Source organism: Burkholderia seminalis, from assembly GCF_001718535.1.
Lineage (GTDB): Bacteria > Pseudomonadota > Gammaproteobacteria > Burkholderiales > Burkholderiaceae > Burkholderia > Burkholderia seminalis.
The window spans coordinates 856,298-882,043 of the sequence record NZ_CP013399.1 but is presented as its reverse complement, the minus strand read 5'-3'; the positions used below and the strand labels follow the sequence as shown (position 1 = coordinate 882,043).

Annotated in this window: 23 protein-coding genes and 1 pseudogene; 14 read left to right on the top strand and 10 right to left on the bottom strand. The window is 67.6% G+C overall.

Annotated elements, in window-relative coordinates; all coding sequences use genetic code 11:
* The first annotated feature begins 56 nt into the window (after positions 1–56).
* Positions 57–674, top strand: a complete 618-nt coding sequence (locus WJ12_RS19720) for a LysE family translocator (protein ID WP_059562461.1) — start codon at positions 57–59, stop codon at positions 672–674.
* 25 nt (positions 675–699) lie between these two features.
* On the opposite strand, the gene WJ12_RS19715 is transcribed toward WJ12_RS19720, so the two are convergent.
* Positions 700–1,332 carry an FMN-dependent NADH-azoreductase gene (locus WJ12_RS19715; protein ID WP_059562458.1) on the bottom strand — a complete coding sequence of 211 codons (633 nt, stop codon included), beginning with the start codon at positions 1,330–1,332 and terminating at the stop codon, positions 700–702.
* 132 nt (positions 1,333–1,464) lie between these two features.
* On the opposite strand from WJ12_RS19715, the gene WJ12_RS19710 reads away from it, so the two are divergent.
* Positions 1,465–2,346 carry a LysR substrate-binding domain-containing protein gene (locus tag WJ12_RS19710; RefSeq protein WP_049036223.1) on the top strand — a complete coding sequence of 294 codons (882 nt, stop codon included), beginning with the start codon at positions 1,465–1,467 and terminating at the stop codon, positions 2,344–2,346.
* Positions 2,347–2,392: 46 nt separating this feature from the next.
* Here WJ12_RS19710 and WJ12_RS19705 read toward each other — a convergent pair whose 3' ends face one another.
* The 3 genes and pseudogenes from WJ12_RS19705 to WJ12_RS19700 form a co-directional block, all read right to left on the bottom strand.
* Positions 2,393–3,637, bottom strand: coding sequence for a saccharopine dehydrogenase family protein (locus WJ12_RS19705; RefSeq protein WP_059562455.1), 1,245 nt, complete (start codon positions 3,635–3,637; stop codon positions 2,393–2,395).
* Positions 3,638–3,682: 45 nt separating this feature from the next.
* Positions 3,683–3,793: pseudogene (locus WJ12_RS36630) on the bottom strand (acetoacetate decarboxylase); the annotation flags it as partial.
* 219 nt (positions 3,794–4,012) lie between these two features.
* Entirely contained in the window at positions 4,013–4,675 is a 663-nt protein-coding gene (locus WJ12_RS19700; protein WP_059562452.1) for a glutathione S-transferase family protein, read from the bottom strand.
* Between the two features lie 99 nt (positions 4,676–4,774).
* On the opposite strand from WJ12_RS19700, the gene WJ12_RS19695 reads away from it, so the two are divergent.
* Positions 4,775–5,755 carry a helix-turn-helix transcriptional regulator gene (locus WJ12_RS19695; protein ID WP_059562450.1) on the top strand — a complete coding sequence of 327 codons (981 nt, stop codon included), beginning with the start codon at positions 4,775–4,777 and terminating at the stop codon, positions 5,753–5,755.
* Between the two features lie 10 nt (positions 5,756–5,765).
* Here the strand turns inward: WJ12_RS19695 and WJ12_RS19690 are convergent, their stop codons facing one another.
* From WJ12_RS19690 to WJ12_RS19675, 4 genes are all read right to left on the bottom strand, one after another.
* A complete protein-coding gene (locus WJ12_RS19690; RefSeq protein WP_059562447.1) occupies positions 5,766–6,410 on the bottom strand; it encodes an HD domain-containing protein in 645 nt (214 codons plus the stop codon).
* 208 nt (positions 6,411–6,618) lie between these two features.
* Positions 6,619–8,184 (bottom strand): methyl-accepting chemotaxis protein, encoded by a 1,566-nt coding sequence (locus WJ12_RS19685; RefSeq protein ID WP_059562445.1) that lies wholly within the window; start codon positions 8,182–8,184, stop codon positions 6,619–6,621.
* A gap of 197 nt (positions 8,185–8,381) precedes the next feature.
* Positions 8,382–8,792 (bottom strand): VOC family protein, encoded by a 411-nt coding sequence (locus WJ12_RS19680; RefSeq protein ID WP_059562442.1) that lies wholly within the window; start codon positions 8,790–8,792, stop codon positions 8,382–8,384.
* 109 nt (positions 8,793–8,901) lie between these two features.
* Positions 8,902–10,335, bottom strand: a complete 1,434-nt coding sequence (locus WJ12_RS19675; RefSeq protein ID WP_059562439.1) for a CoA transferase — start codon at positions 10,333–10,335, stop codon at positions 8,902–8,904.
* A gap of 103 nt (positions 10,336–10,438) precedes the next feature.
* Between WJ12_RS19675 and WJ12_RS19670 the strand changes: the two genes are divergently transcribed.
* From WJ12_RS19670 to tcuC, 5 genes are all read left to right on the top strand, one after another.
* The gene (locus WJ12_RS19670; RefSeq protein ID WP_059562436.1) at positions 10,439–11,734 is read left to right on the top strand and encodes a citrate synthase family protein; all 1,296 of its coding nucleotides are present in this window, start codon (positions 10,439–10,441) and stop codon (positions 11,732–11,734) included.
* 169 nt (positions 11,735–11,903) lie between these two features.
* Positions 11,904–12,857, top strand: a complete 954-nt coding sequence (locus WJ12_RS19665; protein WP_049035751.1) for a LysR family transcriptional regulator — start codon at positions 11,904–11,906, stop codon at positions 12,855–12,857.
* A 63-nt stretch (positions 12,858–12,920) separates the two neighbouring features.
* Positions 12,921–14,330, top strand: a complete 1,410-nt coding sequence (gene tcuA / locus WJ12_RS19660) for an FAD-dependent tricarballylate dehydrogenase TcuA (protein ID WP_059562434.1) — start codon at positions 12,921–12,923, stop codon at positions 14,328–14,330.
* Entirely contained in the window at positions 14,317–15,531 is a 1,215-nt protein-coding gene (tcuB, locus tag WJ12_RS19655; RefSeq protein WP_059562432.1) for a tricarballylate utilization 4Fe-4S protein TcuB, read from the top strand. Before tcuA ends, tcuB begins: the two co-directional genes overlap by 14 nt.
* A 58-nt stretch (positions 15,532–15,589) precedes the next feature.
* Entirely contained in the window at positions 15,590–16,909 is a 1,320-nt protein-coding gene (tcuC, locus tag WJ12_RS19650; protein ID WP_049035746.1) for an MFS transporter, read from the top strand.
* 173 nt (positions 16,910–17,082) lie between these two features.
* Here tcuC and WJ12_RS19645 read toward each other — a convergent pair whose 3' ends face one another.
* The gene (locus tag WJ12_RS19645) at positions 17,083–17,772 is read right to left on the bottom strand and encodes a TetR/AcrR family transcriptional regulator (RefSeq protein ID WP_059562429.1); all 690 of its coding nucleotides are present in this window, start codon (positions 17,770–17,772) and stop codon (positions 17,083–17,085) included.
* Positions 17,773–17,825: 53 nt separating this feature from the next.
* On the opposite strand from WJ12_RS19645, the gene shc reads away from it, so the two are divergent.
* Positions 17,826–19,865, top strand: coding sequence for a squalene--hopene cyclase (shc, locus tag WJ12_RS19640; RefSeq protein WP_059562426.1), 2,040 nt, complete (start codon positions 17,826–17,828; stop codon positions 19,863–19,865).
* A gap of 49 nt (positions 19,866–19,914) precedes the next feature.
* On the opposite strand, the gene WJ12_RS19635 is transcribed toward shc, so the two are convergent.
* Positions 19,915–20,829, bottom strand: a complete 915-nt coding sequence (locus WJ12_RS19635; RefSeq protein WP_059562424.1) for a LysR substrate-binding domain-containing protein — start codon at positions 20,827–20,829, stop codon at positions 19,915–19,917.
* Between the two features lie 149 nt (positions 20,830–20,978).
* Here WJ12_RS19635 and WJ12_RS19630 point away from each other — a divergent pair, with 149 nt between their 5' ends.
* The 5 genes from WJ12_RS19630 (at position 20,979) to WJ12_RS19610 (ending at position 25,731) form a co-directional block, all read left to right on the top strand.
* Complete coding sequence (locus WJ12_RS19630) at positions 20,979–22,103, top strand: NAD(P)/FAD-dependent oxidoreductase (protein ID WP_059562422.1); 1,125 nt, start codon at positions 20,979–20,981, stop codon at positions 22,101–22,103.
* Positions 22,096–22,395, top strand: coding sequence for a (2Fe-2S)-binding protein (locus WJ12_RS19625; RefSeq protein ID WP_034191904.1), 300 nt, complete (start codon positions 22,096–22,098; stop codon positions 22,393–22,395). The genes WJ12_RS19630 and WJ12_RS19625 overlap by 8 nt, the downstream gene beginning before the upstream one ends.
* The gene (locus WJ12_RS19620; protein WP_059562419.1) at positions 22,392–23,828 is read left to right on the top strand and encodes an FAD/NAD(P)-dependent oxidoreductase; all 1,437 of its coding nucleotides are present in this window, start codon (positions 22,392–22,394) and stop codon (positions 23,826–23,828) included. The genes WJ12_RS19625 and WJ12_RS19620 overlap by 4 nt, the downstream gene beginning before the upstream one ends.
* A gap of 40 nt (positions 23,829–23,868) precedes the next feature.
* Entirely contained in the window at positions 23,869–24,651 is a 783-nt protein-coding gene (locus tag WJ12_RS19615; RefSeq protein ID WP_059562413.1) for an ABC transporter substrate-binding protein, read from the top strand.
* A gap of 168 nt (positions 24,652–24,819) precedes the next feature.
* Positions 24,820–25,731, top strand: coding sequence for a LysR family transcriptional regulator (locus WJ12_RS19610; protein WP_049032481.1), 912 nt, complete (start codon positions 24,820–24,822; stop codon positions 25,729–25,731).
* The last annotated feature ends 15 nt before the right edge of the window (positions 25,732–25,746 follow it).

Here is a 25,746-nt window from a genome sequence, read left to right as displayed (position 1 = left end):
GATGGAATACGGTGGCTAAGATTGTGCCATCAAGACTCCAACCGAAAGGAAAAGCGATGACCGAATTGATAGTTGTAGTCACCATCACGTTGCTGGCCGTCATCAGCCCGGGCCCGGACTTCGCGATGGTCACGCGCAACAGCCTCATGCTGTCGCGCCGCGCCGGCGTGCTCACCGCGCTCGGAATCGGGCTGGGCGTCACGGTTCACGTGAGCTACACGCTGCTGGGCATCGGGCTGCTGATCCGTCAATCGCTGTGGCTCTTCAACGCCATCAAGCTGATCGGCGCGATCTACCTGGTCTACCTGGGCGTCAAGATGCTCATGGCCAAGGCCCACGCCAGGCAACCCGACACGCCGGCGGCCCCGCTGTCCGATCTCGCCGCATTACGCACCGGTTTCCTGACCAACGCGCTGAACCCCAAAACCACGGTGTTCATCGTCAGCCTGTTCATGCAGGCCGTGCGGCCCGACACGCCGCTGATCGTACAGATCGGCTATGGCGCGTTCATCGCGGTCGCGCATGCCGGCTGGTTCAGCCTGGTGGCCGTCTGCTTTTCGGCGACGGCCGTCCGCGATCGCCTGCTGTCCTTGCGCCACTGGATCGACCGCACCTTCGGTTGCCTGCTCGTGGGATTCGGCGTCGCGCTCGCCATCGCGCGCGGCGGGCGCTGACCTGACCGCCGACCATGCGGCAACGTCAGAACGTGCGCGCGATCGTCCGGGCTTCGTCGAGCGCGCGACTGCGATCGATCTTCCCGTCCGGGCCGAACAACGTGCGCTCCACGACAATCCCGGTGAGGTCGGTCACGCCCACGAACTTCAGCCACGTTTCCATGTACGGACGCTGCAGGTCGAACGCGGCGGCCGGCGTAAACGAACCCGGCGCCTCATAGCTGAGCCCGCGCGCATACACGACCGCCGCCTTCTTGCCGGCCAGCTTGCCGCTGAAACCCGTGCCGTCGAACGTGAACAGCACGTCTTTCTGCGAGATCACGTCGATCAGGTGCTTGAGCTTGTACGGAATGCTGAAATTCCACAGCGGCACGCCGAACAGGAACTTGTCCGCTTCGTGGAACGGCGCCGCGAGCCGTTCGATCTGCTGCCACGCCGCCGCCTGTTCCGGCGTCAGCGCCGTGCCGCCCAGTCCGGCATACTTCGCGGCCAGCGCGGCCGCATCGAATTCGGGCAACGCCACGTCCCAGATATCGAGTTTCTGGATGTCATGATCGGGATGCGCATGCCGGTACGCATCGAGAAATGCGTTGCACACGTCGATGGACGCCGAATATGCCTTGTTGGGGGAGCCTTCGATATAGAGCACGCGTGTCATGGAGCCAATCCTTGCGACGAGTGACGGCGACGCGCGGGATGCGCGATCGCCCACTGCGACTCGCAGCGTATCGGGTCGGCTTATAATCCGGAAACGATATTAATTGATCGAATTAACCTGGATTGATGATCAATGAATCCTCCCCTCGACACGGCATTGCTTCATACGTTTGTTGCGGTCGCCGACATACGAAGCTTTACCGGTGCCGGTCATCGGCTGAACCTCAGCCAGTCCGCGGTCAGCGCGCAGATCGTTCGGCTCGAGGAGCAGGTCGGCCGCGCCCTGTTCGTCCGCAATACGCGCAGCGTCACGCCCACCGCGCATGGCGAGACACTGCTCGGCTATGCACGCGCGATGCTCAACCTGAGCGAGGAAGCGCGGGCGAAACTGGGAAAAGGCGACGCCGTCGACATCAAGTTGCGGATCGGCGTGTCGGAGGATGTCGCGGAAGGCTGGCTGCCGGACCTGATGCGACGCCATGGCGCCGCGCGGCGCGGCCTGCGGATGGATCTGGTCGTCGACATCGGCGACAGCTTGTTCCAACGGTACGCAAACGGCGAGTTCGATCTCGTGATCGGCAGCCGGTGCTCGCATGCCGGCCAGGGCGCGACGTTGTGGCAGGAGCCGCTGGCCTGGGCGTTTGCGCGCCACGAGCCGCTTCCGGAAGGCGACGTGCCGCTCGCATGTTTCCCCGATCCGTGCCCTTACCGCGGCGCCGCGATCAAGGCACTCGCGCTGGCCGGCATGGACTACCGGATCGCGTGCGAAAGCCCGAGCGTGACCGGCATCCGGGCCTTCGCGCGAGCGGGTGTCGCGATCGCCCCGGTGCCGCGCAGCGCGATCGACGACACCCTCCGCGAGCTGGGCGTGGCCGAGGGTTTGCCGGCACTGCCGGACATGGCATTCGTGATGATGCATGACGCCCGGATGCCGGCCGCCGCCGAATTCGCCGCGACGATCCTGGACGAGACGACCGCCCGCACGGGCGCCGGCAAACGCGACCGGGCGTCGTGAGCGGCGCGATCTTTACCCTACTTCTTCAATCGCAGGTGGATTACGCTCAGATCACCTCGAAGCGCAACCCGGCATGGCGAACCAGGCGCTCGATATAGCGCTCGTCGAACATCGTCGCGGGCGTCCAGAAGCCGCCGCCGCGCCCGCGCTTGACACCGTCGGCGCTGCCATCCAGCGCGAGGCTGAGGGCCGCCTGCCCGAGCATCTTGCCGGTCGACCCGTAACCCGGATCGCGATCGCCGGTGACTTTCACGCGCAAGATCCGCCCGTCGTCGGCCCGACCGAAGAAACGCAAGTCGTAGCGGCCGGCCTGCTGGGCCTCGACGCTCGGTCCCTCGCCGGGCTTCGGCAGCAGGAAGCGCTCCATCAGGCTACGCACCGGCTTGACGAGGATGCCCACCATGAACGCGCCGAGTCCCGCGACCATCGTCAGCGCGGTCAGGCGGCCCCTGAGGCCCGCGCCCGTCATCACGGCTTCGTCATAGGTGAAGCGGCTGCCGTACGCATTGCCGGCCAGCGCATTGGAGCGATGCACGACGCGCTCGTTGATCGCCGCCATCACGAACGGGGCGATCCACGCATCGCAATCGCGATCGAATTCGGCGGACCGAACCGCATGCTGCCGCGCCGTAAAGCCATGCCCTTTCGGGCACAGCGAATAAGGATCGAGCAATTCGCGGCGCAACGCGGGATCGGCCGCCGCTTCCCGCACGACGTTGATCACGCTCGCCACGGTGCCGCCCGACGCGCCGCCCTTCAGCGTGCGGACGCGCATCTTCACCTGCCCGGCCGGCATGCCCCACTGCCGCCGCGCGTGTTGCTGCAGGAAGAAAACGCCCATGTCCGACGGCACCGAATCGAAGCCGCAGCAATGCACGATGCGCGCGCCCGATTGCCGGGCCGCGGGCTCGTACCGGTCGATCATCCGCCTGATCCACTGCGTCTCGCCGGTGAGGTCGCAGTAGTCGGTGCCGGTTTGCGCACAGACCCTGACGAGCGGTTCCCCGTAAAGGGCGTACGGCCCGACGGTCGACACGACCACCCGCGTTTGCGCGCACAGCGCCCGAAGCTGCGCTTCGTCGGCCGCGTCCGCCACGATGATCGGCACCGACTGCCCGGCCGCGCCGAGCGCCTCCCTGACTTGCCTGAGCTTCGCCTCCGAGCGGCCGGCGATCGCCCAGCGCAGCGTCTCGCCGGCGTCCGGCAGGTAGTCGGACAGATAGCGGGACAGGATCTGCCCGACAAAACTGGTGGCGCCAAATACGACGAGATCATAGGCGGGTTGCTGCATGAGTGGCTCCTCCGGTGCGTGCGCGCGCGTCGCGCATCCCTATCGTCAGCGTGGCATTCCGGGGGCATCGAAGGTTTTCAGGGGCGTCTGTAGGTTCAGGACCCGTTGCGCATCCTTGACCACGTCGAGCCGCATGACCGTCGACGCACCGAGCCCGACCTGCGTCAATCGCCTGTCCATGCTCGTCGCCTCTCGTCGATGATCGACCGTGGCAGTCGACACCCGAAGCTGCTGATTCACTGTCGTCAGCAAGCACTCTAAGCTTTAAGTCGACTTCAAGGTCAAGGCCCGGAGTAGAGGAACACGTCGGACTACGTTCGTGCGGCGCTCCGGCGCTCGGCGCCGCGCGATCATGCGGCCGTCGTGCGACAGCCGCTACCAAAGTTCGCGCAGAAACCCGGGAACGGCTTCCCCGATCGACGCAAGATACGCCGCCATCGCACCGGCCACCTTGCGCACGGCGGGGCGAGCCGTCATCCGTTCGCGCCACGCGAGCAGGTTCGGCGTGTCGTCGGTCATCGGCGCGCCCTTGCGTGCGCCGAACAATTGCGCCATGTAGAACGCGATGTCGGCATAGGAGTAGGCGCCGGCCAGAAAATCCCGATCCGCGAGCACGCGCTCCATGCGTCGATAGTATTGCGCCGCCTCGGCACGCGCGGCCTGCGCCGCCGGGTCGTCCGGCGTGCGCTCGAGCCCCATCAGCCGGACGACGTGCGGGAAATAGACTTCATCGCTGCCGTGTTCGAGTTGACGCGCCACGGCGCGCGCCGCCGGTTGCGCGGGCCACAACGCGGGCTGCGGCTTCAGGTCCTCGAGATACTCGAAGATTTGCGTGGAATCGAAGATCTCCAGATTGCCGTCGATCAGCACGGGCACCTGGCGCTTCGGGTTGACACGCAAGACGTCCGGATGCTTCGGTTCGTAGCCGCGCTGTTGACTGAACGGCACCATCACCCGCTCGAAATCGATGCCTTTCTCGTGCGCCGCAATCTCGACCTTGGCGCCGAACATGCTCAGCGGTCCTGAAATGATCTTCATGGTTCGTCTCCGCTACAGTGGAACGGGTCAGTGATGCGACGAAGCGTATGCTTGAAAACATGACATCCAGTGTCATGTATTTGAGGTAACGTGTCGCGTATGAAAGCGAGCCGCCTGTTGTCGATCATGATGATGCTGCAAGCGCGCGGCCGAATGACCGCGCCGGCGCTTGCCGAAGCGCTGGAAGTGTCCGAGCGCACGATCCTGCGCGATATCGACCAGCTCTCGACGGCCGGTGTGCCGATCTGGGGCGAGCGCGGCCGCAACGGCGGATTTCAGTTGCGCGACGGCTGGCGCACCGATCTGACGGGGCTCACCGAACACGAAGCGCGCGCGCTGATCCTCGCGGGCTTGCCCGGGCCGGCGAGTGAACTGGGGCTCGACGGCATGGCGGCTTCCGCGCGGCTGAAGATGATCGCCAGCCTGCCGCCGGCCTCGCGCGAGCAGGCTGATCGCGTCGCGAGCCGGCTGCACGTCGACACCGTGGACTGGTACCGCGCGCAGGAAACGCCCGCGTTCCTGCGTGAAGCCGCCGATGCGGTGTGGGGTGCGTATTGCATCGACGTGACGTACCAGAGCTGGCGCGGTGTGTCCCGCCGCGCGCTCGAACCGCTCGGCCTCGTGCTCAAGGGCGGGGCCTGGTATCTGATCGCGAGGGTAGTCGGCAAACCCGCCGCGCTCACTTTCCGGCTCGCGAACATCCGCGAATTCAACACGACGCGCCGCCGTTTCAGGCGCCCCGCGCGATTCGACCTGGCCGCGCACTGGCGTGACGCGATGAACCGGGTCGAAGCCGATCTCCACCGGCTCACCGCCCATGTCGCCCTATCGCCGCGCGGCGCAACCTGGCTGGCCAATGCGCGGATCGAGGCCGCGCCGGCCGGGCATGAGGCCGGCAATGCGGACGTGCCGCCGGGATGGAACGCATTCCTGATGCCCATCGAATCGATCGAGCACGGCGCGCGCAAGTTGCTGGGCTTCGGCGCGCACGTGAAGATCCTCGGGCCGCAGGCGCTCAAGGACCGGTTCCTCGACGAGTTGTCGCAGCTGAACGCGCTGTATCGATCCGGCGGCGATTGAAGCGGCGCCCTCAGATCTCGTCGAAAAACGCGTCGAGAAAGTGTTGCAACCGCTCGCGACGAACGTTCGCCATGCGCGTACCGGTGACGGTCTGGAAACCGGTTGCCAGCTTCAGCAGCTTCGTGCGGAAGTGGTCGATCGCGAATCGCGTGTCGTCGAGCGCCCGATTCGCGGCATGCGGATCGGCCGGGTCATACAACGCGCTGCCCATCCGGCCCGCGACATAAAAGCAGCGCGCGACGCCCACCATGCCGATCGCATCGAGCCGGTCGGCATCCTGCAGCACCTTGGCTTCCAGTGTCCTCGGCGCGATACGGGCAGAGTAACTGTGCGCTTCGACCGCGTGCGCGACGGCGTCGATCTTCGCATCCGGCCAGCCAAGCGACTTCAGCACCCGCCGCGCCTTTTCCGCCGACAGCCGCGACGCCTGTGCGCGCAACGGGGAATCTTTCTCGACCGCGACGCAGTCGTGCAACAGCGTTGCCGCACACAGCACTTCGGCGTCGCCGCCCTCCTCGGCATGAATCGCGGCGGCATTCTTCCACACGCGCTGCAGATGCGACGTGTCGTGGGCGCCGTCGCCATGAGCGTCGGGCCACTGAGCGAGCAAGGTATGAGCCAGATCCTGAAAGGGGGCGAACGCAGAAGTCGTCACGGGCGCGGAGGGTCGAAGAGGGGACGCCGATTATCCCCCATGCTCGGCACGTTCGCGACCCGACGTCGAATCCTGTTGCCTCGCTGCCCGCGCATCAGGCAAACGACTGCCTCCATCGGCAACGGCCGGCACGCGTACCGCTTCGGCCATGCATTACCCGGCAACGCGCGGTGTGGCGCTCAGGGCGATACCGCCACACGATCCTGCCTCACGCGACGGCCTCGTCGCGCAGACGGAATTGCGCGACCGCCGCGCTCAGCCGCGAACCCTGTTCATCGAGCGACAGCGCCGCGGCGGCGGCCTCCTCGACCAGCGCCGCATTGCGCTGCATCGTCTGCTCCATCTGGATGACCGCGGCGTTCACCTGCTCGATCCCCGCCGACTGCTCTTCGAACGCGTTGCTGGTCTCCCCCATGATCGCGTTGACACGCTCGACCGCGGCGACGAGCTCGCTCATCGCCGAGCCGGCCAGCGTGACGAGGCCGCTGCCGTCTTCGACCCGCCGCGCGGCACTGCCGATCAGGTCGCGAATTTCCTTCGCCGCCGACGCGCAGCGCTGCGCGAGCCCGCGCACCTCCGTCGCGACGACCGCGAACCCGCGCCCCTGCTCGCCCGCGCGCGCGGCTTCGACCGCCGCGTTCAACGCCAGGATGTTGGTCTGGAACGCGATGCTTTCGATCGTGCCGACGATGCCGGAAATCCGCGCGGAGCTGGTCGAAATCGCGGACATCGTCTCGACGACGCGCTGCATCGCCTCGCCGCCGCGCGACGCGATGCCGGCCGCCCCTTCGACGTAAGTCCGCGCATCGCGTGCGTTGTCCGCGTTCTGGCGCACGGCCGCCGTCAGTTGTTCGACGCTCGCGGCCGCCTGCTGCAGCGACACGGCCTGCTGCTCGGTGCGCGCGGACAGGTCGACGTTGCCGCTCGCGATCGTGCGGACGTCGCCGACGATCGTCTCGGTGCTCGCGCGTACCTGGTTCACGGTGTCGACCAGGCCGTCCTGCATCCGCTTCAGCGCATTCAGCAGGTAGGCCATTTCGTTTTCGCCCGCGACGACGACGGTGCCCGTCAGGTCGCCTTTCGAAATTTTCTCGAACTGGCCGACCGCGAGATGGATCGGTTCGATGATCGCCTTCGCGAGCAGGCGCTGCGCGAAAAAGCCGACGACAAGGGCCAGCCCGGCGACCGCCGCCATCCCCCACACGATCCGGTGGAAACGCACGCCGGCCGCCTCGTAGCGGGCCTTCTGGCGCGCGACCTGGAACGATTCGAGCGCGTCGATCGCGTCCTGGTAGGCGGCGAACAGCGCCGGCGGCGCGGTGCGCTGCGTGTCGAGGAAGTTGAACGCGTCGTCGCCGTCGAGCTGCGACAGCGCTTTCAGGAACACCCGATCGAGCAGCGCGCGCCGGCGGCTCTGCAGCGCGTCGAACAATGCCTGCTCGTTCGCGTCGCGCGCATGCAGGCGCGTGTACGCCTCCAGTTCGTCATTGCTCTGCTTGAGGAGCGTGTGAAGCTGCGCGGTGCCCTCCTTGCCCGATTGACCCGCGCTGATGATCTGCGCCACGTCGCTCATGCGTTCGCGCAACACGAGCATCCGCTCGGAGCTGGTCTTCAGGTGCAGCAGCGAAGCGGTGTCGTCGCGGTACATCGCCTCGAGCGAATCGTTGCCCATATAAAGGGCCGCGATACAGGCGCCGACCACCAGCACGAGCAGCACGGTATAACCGGCGATGGTCGCGACGAGTCCACCGCGGATGGAGAGTTGTTTTCGCATGACGTTCCCTTGCGCGGGCCGGGTGCGGGCCGCGGCGGATGTGGATTCCGGATCACGAACGACGAGCGCCGCGTCACGGCTCGTGAGCACGCGGCGCGGGGCTACGAACCGGATAACGGCGTGGGGAACGGGAAGGTTTTACCTGGACGCGACATGAATCTTGACGATTGCGACAGACTAGGCAGCAAAAATTGCGGCTATTCCCCGCCGGCGAGCCTTGCGCGGATCTCGTCGGCCGACAGGTCGCGCCGATGCGTGGCGATCTGCCAGAGGTTTCCCCACGGATCCTTCACCATCGCGCGCCGGTCGCCGTACGGCATGTCGGCGGGCGCTTCCAGCGAGATCGCGTGCGCCGCGACCGCTCGCCGATGGATCGCGTCGGTATCCTCGACGTACACGTACAGGAACGCCGGCATCGGATCGCGCAGACCGTCGCCGCCGCTGATCATCACGACCGAATCGCCGATGCGGATGTCGGCCGGCAAGCCGGCACGGTATTCGCCGCGAGCGTCGAACACCGTCCGGACGAATGCGATCAGGTTTTCCGGATCCGGTACGACGATCCGTGGCGTGACGGTATGCCATCCGCCGGGCTGGAATGTGGCCATGGTGCGCAACCTCCGATGCGTGCATCAGCGGTATTGTCCTCCGCGCACCGGCAGCCTGCAAAGGAATCCAAAGGGTTGATCAGATACCGTCCGCCCCCTTCTCCGCTCGTCAAAGGCCGACGTTCGAATCCAGCCACCGCGGTTCATACGCGCCCAACGCGCGTGCCGGATGGAACCACGCGAGCGGCGCCCCCTCGATTCGCAACGGCGGGAGCAGCCGTGTTGCAGGGCCCCACGACGTCGCTTCGACGTGATTCGCGCGATCGTGCTCCGTCTCGGGAACCAACGCGACCACGTCGCTCATCGGCTCGGAACGCAGCTGCAACACGGCCGACGTACGCGCCAGCGAAGCGCGAACCTCGGTGCCCGCACCGTCCTTCAGCCGCGCCGTCAGGCCGCGTACGGCCGACGCCGCCATCAGGTAACCCGTCGCATGGTCGATCGCCTGGACGGGCAGATTCACCGGCGCGTCGCGTCCCGCCGCGCGCATGCCAGCGTCGGCGATTCCCGTGCTCATCTGGATAAGGCTGTCGAAGCCGCGCCGGCAACGCCAGGCGCCACTCCAGCCGTATGCATCGAGCGATACGTCGACGAGCGCGGGATTGAGCTCGCGCCGTCGCGCGGCATCGAGACCAAGACGCGCGAGCGCGTCGGAGCGGTAGCCGTGGACGACGATATCCGCGCCGCGCAGCAGCCGCTTGAGCGTAGCGAGATCCGCGGGCTGCTTCAGGTCAAGCCGGGCGCAGCGCTTGCCCAGAACGACGTCGGGCACCGTGCCTGGCTCTTCCCAGCCATACGGATCGATGCGCAGCACGTCGGCGCCGAGCCCTGCCAGAAATCGCGTCGCGACGGGGCCGGCGAGAATGCGCGTCAGGTCGAGCACGCGAATGCCGCGCAACGGCCGGTCTCGCGCCGGCTGCCAGTCGCGCGACGCTACCGCCTGCGTGGCGTGAACGTGCAGCAACGGTTCGGCAGCAACGGCCTTGCCTTGCGGATGCGCGGCCCATTCCTCCCGCGAGTACATCACCGCCGCGCAACCGCCGCGCCCGACGATCGCGTCTTCGAGCGCCTCGGCGTCCCAGCGGCCGACCGCCCGGGCAACTGCCTGTGCATCCGCCGCGCAGCCGAGCACCGTCAACGCGGCTTGCCGGTGATGCGGTGCGTTGGTGTGCAGACGGATCCAGCGATCGCGCGCCCGATAGTTGCCGGCCACCGGATCCCACTGAGGCGGCAGCGTCCATCCCGACGGGCGCAGCGACGTGCCGAACCACAGCGACGCCATGCGCCGGTCGACGTGAACGGCCGGCGATGTGCCGGTCGATTCGCACACCAGTTCGGCAACGGCCGCACCTGCCGCGCCAATCGCCGCACTGGCCAGGTCGGTCACGCGAAACGCGGACGGCAGCTCGCCCGACCCGCTGAAGCGGCAACGCTCGAGAAAGTGCGGCGCGCCGCCCAGCGCGGCCCAGAGCGCCTGCAGATGATGCGATATCGGCCCCTCGCCGGCCGTCGTCGCAACACCGGAAATTTGATCGGCACGCATGTTCGTCTCGAATCGTTTCGGTGACGCAACGATCGGCTCGCTCGCATTTGTTGTCAACGTTGATTATCCTGATCAACCTGTCGAACGATTCGAGCCTGATGCCATGTCGCCCTACCTGAATTCGATCGAAGCGGCCGCAAAGCTGGGCGTCTCGCGGCAGACGCTTTACGCCTACGTCAGCCGCGGCCTGCTTCGTGCGGAGCCCTCGGGCAATCCGCGCGAAAGCCGCTACTTCGCGGCGGACGTCGATCGGCTCGCGGCCGAACGTGCGCGCGGCCGCAAACCGAAGGAGGTCGCGAAAGCCGCGCTGAACTGGGGGGCGCCCGTGCTCGAATCGAGCATCACGTTGATCGAGGGCGGCCAGCTTTTCTATCGCGGCGCGAACGCGCTCGATCTCGCCGGCCACGCGAGTCTCGAGGAAGTCGCCGCGCTGCTCTGGCAATGCGACGAGCGCACCGCGTTCGGTCCTCGCGTCCCCCGCGCACCCGCGGTGTTGCGCACCCTCTTCAAGCACTACGGCGATCAACGCGCGGAGCAAGCGCTCCTGCCGCTGTTCGCCGTCGCCACCGACGACGCACCGACGGCGGTGTGGCAGCAAGCGGCCGACAGCCGGGCGCAGGGTTGCGGCGATCTGGTACGGATCCTCGCCGCGTGCCTGTTGCGCACCGGGTTCGATGCGGCGCCCGTTCACGTGCAATGCGCGCGCGCATGGGGCGTGGGGCCGGCGGGCGCGGAACTCATCCGGATCGCGCTCGTCCTGTGCGCGGATCACGAACTCAACGCATCGAGTTTCACGGGCCGATGCGTGGCATCGACGAATGCGAGCCTGCGAGCGGTCGTGATCGGCGGCCTCGCCGCTCTATCCGGCGGGCGGCACGGCGCCACCACCGCGCGGGTCGAGGCGATGTGGGATGAAATCGGCAACCGGGACGTCGCGCGCACGATGCGCGAGCGCCTGCACCGCGGTGACGACCTGCCGGGGTTCGGACATTCGCTGTATCCGGGTGGCGACGTGCGGGCGGCGGCTCTGTTGTCGCGCATGCTGCCGCGCCATCCGCAATGGAAAACGATGATCGAGGCGGGCAGTTCGCTGGTTGGCCAGAAGCCTTCGGTGGATTTCGCGCTCGTCGCGCTACGCCGGCATTTGCGGCTGCCTGTCGGCGCCGCGTTCGGCCTGTTCGCGCTGGGCCGTTCGATCGGCTGGATCGCGCACGGGCTCGAACAGCGCGAACATCCCGACCTGATCAGGCCTCGCGCGGTTTATACGGGAGTGCGGTCAAGCGAAACGCATGCCGGCTCGGGTCCGCTTCGATCGCGCGGGCGGCCGGAAAAGCGCACCGTGTCGCGGCAAGGGGCGCCGGAAAACGACATCCTTGCCACGTTTTTCAGAGCGCGATAGCGGAGCGTGTGACGCCGGCGTGGCGTGCCATGACATGCGCAAGCCCGCACTCTTCGCGGGAGCGGTCGCCGGCGCCGGCGCCGGACCATGACAATCCGACCTCGAAGCGGAGGATGGTCCGACGACCTTCTGTCAAAATATCAGCCCGATCCTTCTGACCAATCGCGGAATGGAACTCAGACAACTGCGATATTTTCTCAGCGTCGTGGAACACGGAAGCATGGGCAAGGCAGCGCTGGAGCTCGGCGTGGTGACCTCGGCATTGAGTCAGCAGATCAGCCGCCTCGAAGGCGAGCTGTCCACGCGTCTGCTGCAACGCACCTCGGCGGGCGTCGTCCCGACCGACGCAGGTTTGGCGTTCTGGCGTCAGGCGCAACTCGCGCTGCGTCATATCGACGATGCCGCGCTAGCTGCACGCTCAGCCCGTCTGTCGGGCCACGTCAGCGTCGGCATGGCGCCGAGCACGGCGAGCGTGATGGGTGTCGCGTTCATGCAGGCCATGCGCGCGCGCTATCCCGATGTCCGGTTGCACATGGTCGAAAGTCTCTCCGGCTATCTGGCGTCCATGTTGAGCGCGCGTCAGATCGACCTCGCGGTGCTGTTCCGCGAGGAGTCCGCGCAACGCTGGAGCGTGCTGCCGCTGCTGGACGAGCGGCTGTTCCTGATCGGCGCGGGCGATCTCGATGGCATGCCAACGAGCGCATCCGTCCGGCTCAAGCATCTCGGCAGGCTTCCGCTGATTCTCCCCAGCGGCACGCACGGGCTGCGTTCGCTGCTGCTGTCCGCATTCAGGCGCGCCGAGTACGAGCCGAACATCGTCGCCGAAGTCGACGGCCTCGCGCTCCTGATGGACTTCGTCCGCGCCGGCATCGGCGCGACGATACAGCCGGGCGCGGCGCTCGCAAGGCCCGAGAACGTGATACTCACGAGCGTGCCCGTCGCCGAGAAATACGCCACGCGGCCCAACATGCTCGCCAGCATCTCCGATGACGAACTGTCTCCCGCCGGTCTCGCCGCGCGCGTGGTGCTCGCCGATGTCGCCCGTCAACTGGTGCGGGAAGGCCGTTGGCCCGGCGCACGGCTGCGAGAACCTCAGCCTTCACAAAAAGTGAACACCCGTTGACGGCTGGCTGGTAGCGGCGCGTGCACGAGGCCTTTACGATTTGCCCAAAAGGAGGCAAGTCTGATGGTCGATGTGCTCGTAATCGGAGGAGGCAATGCCGCGCTGTGTGCCGCATTGATGGCGCGCGAAGCGGGCGCCTCGGTCCTGCTTCTCGAATCCGCGCCGCGCGCATGGCGCGGCGGCAACTCGCAACACACGCGCAATCTGCGCTGCATGCACGATGCCCCCCAGGACGTTCTCGTCGATGCCTATCCGGAAGAGGAATTCTGGCAGGACCTGTTGAAAGTCACGGGCGGCATCACGAACGAGCATCTCGCGCGGCTGACGATCCGCGCGTCGTCGTCGTGCCGGCCGTGGATGCGGAAGCACGGCGTACGGTTCCAGCCGCCGCTGTCCGGTGCGCTGCACGTGGCCCGCACCAATGCGTTCTTCATGGGTGGCGGCAAGGCGCTCGTCAACGCGTATTACCGCAGCGCCGAAGCGCTCGGCGTCGATATCCGCTATGAAACGCCCGTCGATTCGCTCGAACTCGACGGCAGCCGCTTCATCGCGGCGCGCAGCGGCAGCCAGCGCTTCGAGGCGCGCGCCTGCGTGCTGGCGGCCGGCGGTTTCGAATCCAATCGCGAATGGCTGCGCGAAGCGTGGGGGCAAAACGCGCGCGGCGAATGGCCCGCCGACAACTTCCTGATTCGCGGCACGCGCTTCAACCAGGGCGTGCTCATCAAGCATATGGCCGACGCCGGTGCCGACATGATCGGCGACCCGTCGCAGTCGCATTGCGTCGCGATCGATGCACGCGCTCCGCTGTATGACGGCGGCATCTGCACGCGCATCGACTGCGTGTCGCTGGGCGTCGTGGTGAATCGCGACGCCCAGCGCTTCTACGACGAAGGCGAGGATTTCTGGCCGAAGCGCTATGCAATCTGGGGACGGCTCGTTGCGCATCAGCCGGGGCAGATCGGCTATTCGATCATCGATTCGAAAGCCATCGGCCGCTTCATGCCGCCGGTGTTTCCGGGCGAAAAGGCCGACACGCTGCCGGAACTCGCGCGCAAGCTCGGGCTGCCGGAAGCACGCTTCATGGAAACGCTCACGCGCTATAACGATGCGTGCCGCGACGGCACCTTCGATCACACCGCACTCGACGACTGCCACACCGAAGGGCTCGCGCCACCCAAGACGCATTGGGCGCGCCGCATCGAGACGCCGCCGTTCTACGGTTATGCGCTGCGGCCGGGCATCACGTTCACGTACCTCGGACTCAAAACCAACGACCACGCGCAGGTTCACTTCGGCGGCACCGCCAGCGAGAACCTGTTCGTGGCCGGCGAAATGATGGCCGGCAACGTGCTCGGCAAGGGCTATACAGCGGGCGTCGGCATGTCGATCGGCACGGCCTTCGGGCGCATTGCCGGGACGCAGGCCGCGCGCGCCGCACTCAAAACAACGGAGGCAACCCGTGCAGCAGTCTGACCCGCTCGCGCCCGAACACACGCGCACGGCCTTTTCGGTCGAGACGAAAAAAACGCCACGCGACAGCACGGCGCGCGTGATTCCCATTGTGCCGATGAGCGCCGGCGAAACCGAAGTCGCCCGGCAGATGCAGATCTGCAACGCCTGCCGCTACTGCGAGGGCTTCTGTGCCGTGTTCCCGGCCATGACGCGCCGCCTGGAATTCGGCAAGGCGGACGTCAACTATCTGGCGAATCTCTGCCACAACTGCGGTGCGTGCTATCACGCGTGCCAATATGCGCCGCCGCACGAGTTCGGCGTGAACGTGCCGAAAGCGATGGCCGAAGTCCGGCTCGAAACCTACACCGAATACGCGTTTCCCGCGTCGTTCGGCGCGCTGTACAAGCGCAACGGCCTGACCCTGTCGGTCGCACTGGCGGCCGGACTCGCGCTGTTTCTGCTGCTCGGTACGGCATTGCACGGCGGCTTGCCCGACGATGTCGCACCCGCGAACTTCTACGCGATCTTCCCGCACAACCTGCTCGCGGCGATGTTCGGCATCGTTTTCCTGTTCGCCATGCTCGCGCTCGGTATCGGCGTCACGCGCTTCTGGCGCGACGTGTCGGCAGGAACGGCGAACGCGAGCGCGCCGGCCGTCGCGGAAGCGGCCCGGAACGCGCTGACGCTCAAGTACCTGGACGGCGGCCACGGCGACGGCTGCAACGAGGAGAACGATACGTTCACGCTGGCGCGGCGCCGGTTCCATCACCTGACGTTCTACGGCTTCATGCTGTGCTTCGCGGCGACCGCCGTCGCGACGCTCTATCACTACGCCTTCGGGCTGGAAGCGCCGTATCCGTTTCTGAGCGTGCCGGTGCTGCTGGGAACCGCGGGCGGCATCGGACTGATCGCCGGACCGGCGGGACTGCTGTGGCTGAACCTGAAACGCGCTCCGGCGCGCGGCGACGCCCGTCAGCGTCCGATGGACCGCGGCTTCATCGCGCTCCTGCTTCTGACGAGCACGTCCGGTCTCGCGCTGCTCGCACTCCGCACGACCTCGGCGATGCCGTCGCTGCTCGCGATTCATCTCGGCATCGTGATGGCGCTGTTCGCCACGCTGCCTTACGGCAAGTTCGCGCACGGCATCTTCCGCTCGGCGGCGCTGCTCAAATCGTCGATCGAGAAGCGTCAACGCAGCACACTGAGCCTCGGTTCGGATTAGCCAGTCACCCGAGCGCCCGTTGGGCGCCCATCACTACAGACAAGAAGCAGGAGACGCAATGAACCGTACCGAACCGATCGCCGCGACACCCGGCGTTTCGCCCACGACAAGGGCCGCCGCCGTGTTGCGTGTGACGAGCGGCAATTTCATCGAACAGTTCGATTTCTTTCTGTTCGGCTTCTACGCGACGTCGATCTCGAAGATCTTCTTCCCGTCCACCAGCGAGTTCGCGTCGCTGATGCTCACCTTCGCGGTGTTCGGCGCGGGCTTTCTGATGCGTCCGCTCGGTGCGATCTTTCTCGGCGCGTACATCGACAAGGTCGGACGGCGCACCGGGCTGATCGTTACGCTGTCGATCATGGCGAGCGGCACCATTCTGATCGCCTGCGTGCCCGGGTACGCGACCATCGGCCTGCTCGCGCCGGCGCTCGTGCTGCTCGGGCGTCTGTTGCAGGGCTTTTCGGCAGGCGCCGAACTCGGCGGCGTATCCGTCTATCTCGCGGAAATGGCGACGCCCGGCAACAAAGGGTTCTACACGAGCTGGCAGTCGGCGAGCCAGCAGGTGGCCATCGTCGTGGCGGCGGCCATCGGTTACAGTCTGAACGCGTGGTTGTCCGCACAGCAGATCGCCGCATGGGGCTGGCGCGTGCCGTTCTTTATCGGTTGCGCGATCGTGCCGTTCCTGTTCGTGTTGCGCCGCTCGCTGCAGGAGACCGCGGCATTCGAAGCGCGGCGGCATCATCCGCAGGCACGCGACATTTTCGCGATGCTGCTCGCCAACTGGCGCACCGTGATCGGCGGCATGCTGCTGACCGCCATGACCACCACCACCTTCTATCTCATCACGGTCTATACGCCGACCTTCGGCAAGTCGGTACTGAAGCTGTCCACCTCCGACAGCTTGATGGTGACGCTGCTCGTGGCTGCATCGAATTTCATCTGGCTTCCGATCGGCGGCACGATCTCCGACCGCATCGGCCGCAAGCCGGTGCTGCTCGCCATTTCCGTGCTGGCGATCCTCACGGCTTATCCGGCGTTGTCCTGGCTTGCCGATGCGCCGAGCTTTGCGCGCATGCTGATCGTGCTGCTGTGGTTCTCGTTCTTCTTCGGCATGTATAACGGCGCGATGGTCGCCGCGCTCACCGAAGTGATGCCGGTCGAAGTGCGCGTCGCGGGTTTCTCGCTGGCGTTCAGTCTCGCGACGGCGCTGTTCGGCGGCTTTACGCCGGCGGTATCGACGTATCTGATTCAGGTCCTGCACGACAAGGCCGCACCCGGCTACTGGCTGAGCTTCGCCGCGCTCTGCGGCTTGTGCGCGACGCTCGGGCTGTACCGTCGCCGCGCCGACGGCAACGCGTCGGCGGCATCGTCGGCCTGACAGCGATTGCATCGGCGCGTGCCGGTCACCCCGGCTTCGCGCCGGGCTTTCGTTTTTCCAGCGGCGGCAAGAACGGGCGACGCGCGCCCGCTTGCGCGGCAACGCAGGCCGCGCCCGCTTGCCGTTGGAGCGGCATGTCCGGGCGCGGGCAAGCCGGTGTGATACAGGTTGCTTCAACCGCCGTTGGGAAACACGCCCCTGCTCATCGCATCGAGCTGGCGCACGATCTCCGCGCGCAGTTCGGCCGATACCTCGACGCTGTCCAGCAATTCCGAAATCCACAGCCCGTCGGCCGCGAGCCGGCAGATCATCAGCGTCGCAGCCTGCTCGAGCGGCACCGGATCGGGCCGTGTCCATTCGCGCATCGGCACCGACCATCGTTCGCGCGTGTCCTGCTCGGTAATCATCGACGCGACCAGCACGCGCAGCACGTCGGTACTCGCGGCCGGATTGGCCGCATCGAGCACCGCATGCAGATAAGCGCGCGCCGCCGCGCCGTCGCCGCTCGGATCCGCCGCCATGCGCGCGTCCATCTGCGCGCCGAACCGCGCGGTCGCCTGGCCGAACAACGCATCGAGCAGCCCCTGCTTGTTCGCGAAGTGATATTGCAACGCGCCTTTCGTCACGCCGGCACGCTCGGCCACCGCATCGAGCGTCAACGCGGCCACGCCGTGATGTGTCGCGATTTCCGATGCGGCCGCCAGCAATTGCGCGCGCACCTGATCCGGCGCTTTTTTTCGCCGCACGCCGGCGGCGACGGCGGCGGGCGCTGACGATCCTTCAGACGCCCGCGCACCGGCCGTTCCAGCCGGTTCGACGGGCGCGGACACATCGTGCGGCGCGGGTTCGAGACGTTTTTTCATGGTGCGGATGGTAGCACCCGGGTGTCTCGATATAAACATTCCGGCTGGATGGTATGATCCGCCGCATGAACAAAACCGCCCCCTCTTCCTGGTCCGCGCTCGACACCGCGATCGCCCGTGGACGCGATGCGCTCGCGCGCCTTCAGCAGCCCGACGGCAGCTGGTGTTTCGAACTCGAATCCGACGCGACGATCACCGCGGAATACATCCTGATGATGCATTTCATGGACAAGATCGACGACGACCGCCAGGAGAGGATGGCGCGTTACCTGCGCGCGAACCAGCGGCTCGACACGCATGGCGCCTGGGCGTTGTACGTCGACGGCGCGCCGGACGTGTCGTGCAGCGTGAAGGCGTATTTCGCGCTGAAGGCGGCCGGCGACAGCGAACACGCACCGCACATGATCCGTGCGCGCGAGGCGATCCTGACGCTCGGCGGCGCGGCGCGCGCGAACGTGTTCACGCGCATCCTGCTCGCGACGTTCGGCCAGGTGCCGTGGCGCGCGGCGCCGTTCATGCCGATCGAATTCGTGCTGTTCCCGAAGTGGGTGCCGATCTCGATGTACAAGGTCGCATACTGGGCGCGCACGACGATGGTGCCGCTGCTCGTGCTGTGCTCGCTGAAGGCCCGCGCGCGCAATCCGCGCAACATCTCGATCCGCGAGCTGTTCGTCACGCCGCCGGACGAGGAGCGCCGGTACTTCCCGCCCGCGAGCGGCATGCGCAAGGTATTCCTCGCGCTCGACCGCACGGTCCGCCATGTCGAGCCGCTGATGCCGAAGCGCCTGCGGCAGCGCGCGATCCGGCACGCGGAAGCCTGGTGCGCGGAACGGATGAACGGCGAGGACGGGCTCGGCGGCATCTTCCCGCCGATCGTGTACAGCTACCAGATGATGCAGGTGCTCGGCTACCCGGACGACCATCCGCTGCGGCGCGATTGCGAACACGCGCTGGAAAAGCTGCTGGTCACGCGGCCGGACGGCAGCATGTATTGCCAGCCGTGCCTGTCGCCGGTGTGGGACACCGCGTGGAGCACGATGGCGCTCGAACAGGCACGCGGCGTCGCCGTGCCGGACGCCGGCGAGACGGCGTCGGGCGCGCTGCGCGAACTCGACGCACGCATCGCACGCGCGTACGACTGGCTGGCCGAGCGTCAGGTCGACGACCTGCGCGGCGACTGGATCGAGAACGCGCCGGCCGATGTCGAACCGGGCGGCTGGGCATTCCAGTACGCGAACCCGTACTACCCCGACATCGACGACACGGCGGTCGTCACCGCGATGCTCGATCGCCGCGGCCGCACGCACCGCAACGCGGACGGCACGAACCCGCACGCGCCGCGCGTCGCACGCGCGCTCGACTGGATGCGCGGGCTGCAATCGCGCAACGGCGGCTTCGCGGCATTCGACGCCGACTGCGACCGCATGTACCTGAACGCGATCCCGTTCGCCGATCACGGCGCGCTGCTCGATCCGCCGACCGAGGACGTGTCGGGCCGCGTGCTGCTGTGCTTCGGCGTGACGAACCGCCCGGAAGAACGCGCGTCGCGCGCGCGCTGCATCGACTACGTGAAGCGCACGCAGCAACCCGACGGCAGCTGGTGGGGCCGCTGGGGCACGAACTACATCTACGGCACGTGGAGCGTGCTGGCCGGCCTCGCGCTCGCCGGCGAGGACAAGTCGCAGCCGTATATCGCACGCGCGATCGACTGGCTGCGCGCCCGGCAGCATGCGGACGGCGGCTGGGGCGAGACCAACGACAGCTATCTCGACCCGAAGCTGGGCGGCACGAACGGCGGCGAAAGCACGTCGAACTTCACCGCGTGGGCGCTGCTCGCGCAGATGGCGTTCGGCGACCACGAATCCGATTCGGTGAAACGCGGCATCGCGTACCTGCTGTCGGTGCAACAGGACGACGGCTTCTGGTGGCACCGCTCGCACAATGCGCCGGGTTTCCCGCGCATCTTCTACCTGAAGTATCACGGCTATACCGCGTACTTCCCGCTGTGGGCCCTCGCGCGTTACCGGCGGCTGGCGGGCGCCGCCGCCCCGGCTCGCGCCGCGGCGGAAGCCACCGACACGGCAATCGCTTGAGCGATCACGCGCCGCGGTGCCCCGGGGTACCCGGCGCGGTCGTGACGGATCATCCTCCGCCCTGCTCCCGCATCCTGACGAACGCGTCGCGCAGATCCGCGCAGAACGCGTCGCCGACCATCGACAGCGGCTGCGACGCAGACGTCACCAGATAGAAGTGATCGGGCACGGCCGGCTCGAACGGCTTGACCGCCACGCGCCGGCCCGCGTACGCGGCCGTCACCGGATCGATCAGCGCGACGCCCGCACCGTTCGCGACGAACGCGACGATCGTCTGCGACAGTTGCGCCTCGATCGACAGCACGCGCGGCACGCCGGCCTCGACGAACACGCGGTCGATCGCGCTGCGCGCCTCGAAGCTCGGCGGAAACGAGATGAACGATTCGTCGCGCAGGTCGGCCGGCTGCACGATGCGCTTGCGCGCGAGCCGGTGCCCGCGCGGCACGATGCAGCACATCGCGCTTTCCGCGAGCCGCTCGCCGCGCACGGCCGGATGCGGGACGGGTTCGGCGATCAGCCCGACATCGCACTGCCCTGACGCGACCTTGTCGACGACGGTGGATGCGCTGTGCGCGAGCAGCGTGATGTCGACGCCCGGATGCGCATGCGAGAAACGCGTGACGAGCGCCGGCAGCAGGTCGAGCGCGACGGCCGGCGAGCCCGCCACGCGCAGCGTGCCGCGCCGCATCGCGCGGATCTGTTCGGCGGCCTGCGCGACGCGATCGAGCCCGACGAACGCGCGCTCGACCTCCTCGTACAGCACGCGCGCCTGCGCGGTCGGCGTGAACCGCCCCTGCTGCCGCTCGAACAACACGAAGCCGATCCGGTCCTCGAGATCGGCAATCAGCCGGCTCACGGCCGGCTGCGAGATATGGAGATCGCGTGCGGCGCGCGTGACGGTATGGCGCTGCATCACCGCACGGAACGCTTCGATCTGACGGATTCTCAGCGATGGCATGGTCATAACACTGGATTATGGAGCGTTGATCAAGCTGTATTGGACAGTGCATTTTGCCTGCCCGAACATCGGTTCCACAACGTATTGAACGTAGGGAGCCGCACCGTCATGGGATATAACACGGAACCGTCTTGCCCACGACACCGGAGCCGCGCATGACCGTGCGCCGCTTCGACGTCGTGGTGGCCGGCGGCGGCCTCGTCGGCATGGCCATCGCGTGGGGCGTCGCGCGTCTCGGCAAGCGCGTCGCGGTCTGCGACGGCGACGACATCGCGTTTCGCGCGTCGCGCGGCAATTTCGGGCTCGTGTGGGTACAGGGCAAAGGCAGCCGTTGCCTGCCGTATGCGCGCTGGTCGCGCGAATCGTCCGAGCGCTGGCACGCGTTCGCCGCGCAGTTGCAGCGCGCAACGGGCGTGAACTGCGGTTTCGAACGCCCTGGCGGCATCGAGCTGTTCGAGCATCGCGCCGAGCTCGACAGCGCAACGGCTCTGCTCGAATCGCTGCACCGGCAGGAAGCGGCGCTGTCGTACGAAGTGCTCGATCCGGCGGCGCTGCGCCGGCGCATCCCGTCGGCATCGCGAGCGCTGGCCGGCGCGCTGTGGTCGCCGAACGACGGCCACGCGAATCCGCTCTACACGCTGCGCGCGATGCTGCAGGCATTCCAGCAGTGCGGCGGCGTCTATCTGCCGCGCAGCGAAGTCACCGAGATCCGCCCGCGCGCCGGGCGTTTCGAGATCGACACGCGCGACGCGCGGCTCGACGCCGGGCGCGTAGTGCTCGCGGCCGGCCTCGACAATGCACGGCTCGCGCCGATGGTCGACCTGCTCGCGCCGATCGCGCCGTTGCGCGGCCAGATCATGGTCACCGAGCGCCTCGCCCCGTTTCTCGACTACCCGACGCTCGTCGTCCGTCAAACGCCGGAAGGCACGGTGCTGCTCGGTGACTCGGCCGAAGACGTCGGCTTCGACGACGGCCAGACGCGCCCCGCGATGGTCGACATCGCACGCCGCGCGCGCACCGCGTTCCCGGCGCTCGTGCATGCGCGCATCGTGCGCGCGTGGGGCGCGCTGCGCATCATGACGCCCGACGGGCTGCCCGTCTACGAGGCGTCGGCCACGCATCCCGGCGCGTTCATCGCGATCTGCCACAGCGGCGTGACGCTCGCGGCGGCCCACGCCGATCTCGTCGCGCCGTGGATCGCGGGCGGCGCCGCGCCGGCCGACCTGTCCGCCTTTACCACCGCGCGCTTCGCCGCGCCCACGGAAGTCCGGCATGTTTGAATCCCTCATTCCCGCCGCCGCGACGGTCGAACGCGTGCGCATCCATATCGACGGCACGCCGCACGAGGTGCCTGCGCACTACAGCGTCGCGGCCGCGCTGCTCGCCACCGGTCCGGCCGCGTGCCGCGCGAGCGCCGTGAGCGGCGCGCCGCGCGGCCCGTTCTGCATGATGGGCGTGTGCTTCGACTGTCTCGTCGAAGTCGATGGCGTACCCAACGTGCAAGGCTGCATGACACCCGTTTCCGACGGCATGCAGGTGCGCGCGATGCACGGCAAGGCGAGGCTCGCATGACGCGCCGCCAGTGCGACCTGCTGATCGTCGGCGCCGGGCCGGCCGGGATGGCGGCGGCTGCCGCCGCGCGCTCGGCCGGACTGTCGGTCGTCGTCGCGGACGAAGGCCGCGCGCCCGGCGGCCAGATCTACCGCAACGTGGCCGATGCGCCGGCGCCGCTCGCGCAATGGCTCGGCACCGACTACACGGCCGGCCGGCCGCTCGTCGACGACCTGCTCGCGAGCGGCGCGCATTACCTGCCGCGCAGCGTCGTCTGGCAGGTCGCGTTCGAACCTGAACCCGTCGCGATGCTCACGCAAGGCGGCCCGTCCGGCGGCACGCTCGAAGTCGGCGCGCGCGCCGTGCTGATCGCGACCGGCGCGCAGGAGCGCCCGTGGCCGGTGCGCGGCTGGACGCTGCCCGGCGTGATGGGCGTCGGCGCCGCGCAGACGCTGCTGAAATCGTCGGGCCTCGCGCCGTCGGCCGACGCCGTGCTCGCGGGCAGCGGCCCGCTGCTGTGGCTGTTCGCCGCGCAATTGCTGAATGCGGGGCGGCGCGTGCGTGCGCTGATCGACACGACACCGCGCGACGCCTGGCGTCGTGCGCTCCCGCATGCGCTGCCGGCGCTGCGCGGCGCCGACTATCTGCTCAAGGGCTGGCGCATGCTGCGCGCGGTACGCCACGCCGGGATTCCCGTCTATCGCGGTGCGACCGATATCGGCATCGACGGCGACGAGCGCGCCGAACGCATTCGCTTTCGCGATGCTCGAGGCGTCGTGCACATGCTCGACACGTCGCTCGTGCTGCTGCATCAGGGCGTCGTTCCGTCGACGCAGCTCGCGCGCGCGCTTGGGTGCGCACACGAATGGGACGAACGGTCGGCATGCTGGCGGCCGCAATGCGACGCGCGCGGCCGCAGCAGCGTGCCGCACGTCTGGATCGCGGGCGACGGCGCGGGCATCGGCGGCGCGCGAGCGGCGGCACTCGCCGGCGAAGTGGCGGCGCTCGGCATCGCCGCGGAACTCGGCACGCTCGACGCGCAGCGGCAGGCCGCACGCGAGCGCCCGGTACTGCGCGCGCTGCATCGTCATCTCGCGGTGCGCCCGCTGCTCGATGCGCTGTACACACCGCCCGCCGCGCTGCGCCGCCCCGACGACGACACGATCGTGTGCCGCTGCGAGGAGATCACGGCCGGCGAGATCCGCCAGCTCGCCGCGCTTGGTTGCCAGGGACCGAACCAGATGAAGGCATTCACGCGCTGCGGCATGGGCCCGTGCCAGGGCCGCTGGTGCGGCACGACGGTCGGCGAGCTGATCGCCGAGGTGCAGCGGCGCAGCGTCGGCGACGTCGGTTACTACCGGATCCGCGCGCCGATCAAGCCCGTCACCGTCGGCGAGATGGCCGACGCCCTCGAACTGTCGAACGATTTCCAGCGCGGCGATTTCCCGAGCTGATGCGCATGCCTACTCTTCCTTACACGAACGGAGCCTGACCATGAAGACGCGCCTCACGATTCTCCTTTCCGCCGCCGCGATGGCCTTCGCGTCGCTGGCGTCGGCGAAGGAATGGACGACCATCCGCATCGGTGTCGACCCGACCTACCCGCCGTTCGAATCGACCGCGACCGACGGCAGCGTGCAAGGCTTCGACATCGATCTCGGCAACGCGCTGTGCGCGAAGCTGAAGGCGAAATGCGTGTGGGTATCGAGCAGTTTCGACGGGCTGATTCCGGGGCTGCAGGCGCGCAAGTTCGACGTGATCCTGTCGTCGATGGCCGCGACCGAACAGCGGCGCCAGCAGATCGACTTCACCGACCGCCTGTACCGCAACCAGACGCGGCTGATCGCGCGCACCGGCTCGGGGCTGTTGCCGGACGCGGCGAAGCTCGCCGGCAAGCGCGTCGCGGTCGAACAGGGCACGATCCAGGAAACCTATGCGCGAGAAAAGTGGGCGGCCGCGAAGGTCGAGGTCGTCCCATATCCGAGCTACGACCAGGCGTATGCGGACCTCGTCACCGGGCGCGTCGACGGCGGGCTGATGGATGCCGTGCAAGGCCAGCTCGGGTTCCTGTCGACGCCGCGCGGCAACGGCTTCTCGTTCGCCGGCGGCGTCGTGTACGATCCGAAGATCATGGGCAACGGCGACGCGGCCGGCGTGCGCAAGGCCGACGGCGACCTGCGCGACGCACTCAATCGCGCGATCGCGCAGATCCGCAGCGACGGCACCTACAACACGATCCAGTCGAAGTATTTCAATTTCGACCTGTACGGAAATTGACGAGGCGCGCCGGCGGCGCCGCGCATGCGACGCCTGACGCGCGATCGGCGGCATGTCGTCGAGGCTCGCACGCCTCCCCGGGTTTGAAGGAAATTGCATCCGGCCAGGTTGCACGAATAAGTCCACCAGGGACATAATTACAAAAACTTGAGTCCCTGAAGGTCTTATATGCTCGACATCCGCCAGCTTCAGTATTTCATCGCGGTCGCGGAAGAAGAACACGTCGGCCGCGCGGCCGAGCGCCTGCACATTTCGCAATCGCCGCTCAGCCGCCAGATCGCGCAGCTCGAGGAAAAGCTCGGCCTGACGCTGTTCGAACGCAGCCAGCAGCGCATTCGTCTGACGCGCGACGGGCGCACGTTCCTCAGCGAAACGCATGCGTTCCTGCGCCATGCGAACCGGCTCGAATCGCTCGCGCGCCGGCTCGGCCGCGGCGACGAAGGCGGCCTGTGCATCGGTTACCTCGAAACGGCCACGCACTCGGGCGTGCTGCCGCGCGCGCTGAAGACGCTGCGCGCCGATCGTCCGGCCGTTCATATCGCCTTGTACAACTATCAGTCCGCCGCGCAGCTCGAAGGCTTGCGCGAGCGCAGCCTCGACATCGCGCTCGTCACCGAGCCGCCCGCGCCCGACGATCCCGAACTCGATTCGGCGATGGTGCTGAACGATCCGATGCTGCTCGCGATGCCCGACGGGCACCCGCTCGTGAAGAAGAAGGCGCTCGTCGCCGGCGATCTCGCCGCCCAGGCGTGGATCGGCGTGACGCAGCAGGAAAGCGCGCCGCGTCACGGCGCGTTCGTCGCGGCCTGTGCAAGGGCCGGCTTCTCGCCGGACATTTCGGTGGAAGCGACCGAGCCGCTCGCGGCGCTCGGCCTGGTTGCCGCCGGGCTCGGCGTGACGATGATCCAGCAGAGCCTGCGACACCAGGTACCGGAAGGCGTCGTGTTGCGCGAGCTGCCGTGGTTCAGCTACCGCACGCCGCTGTGGGCCGCGTGGCACAAGGTCAACCTGCGGCCGCTGGTCGGCATCTTCCGCGAGATCCTGACCGGCGAGGACGTCGTCGCGGCGGTTGAGAAATAAGACCGGCACCCGCGC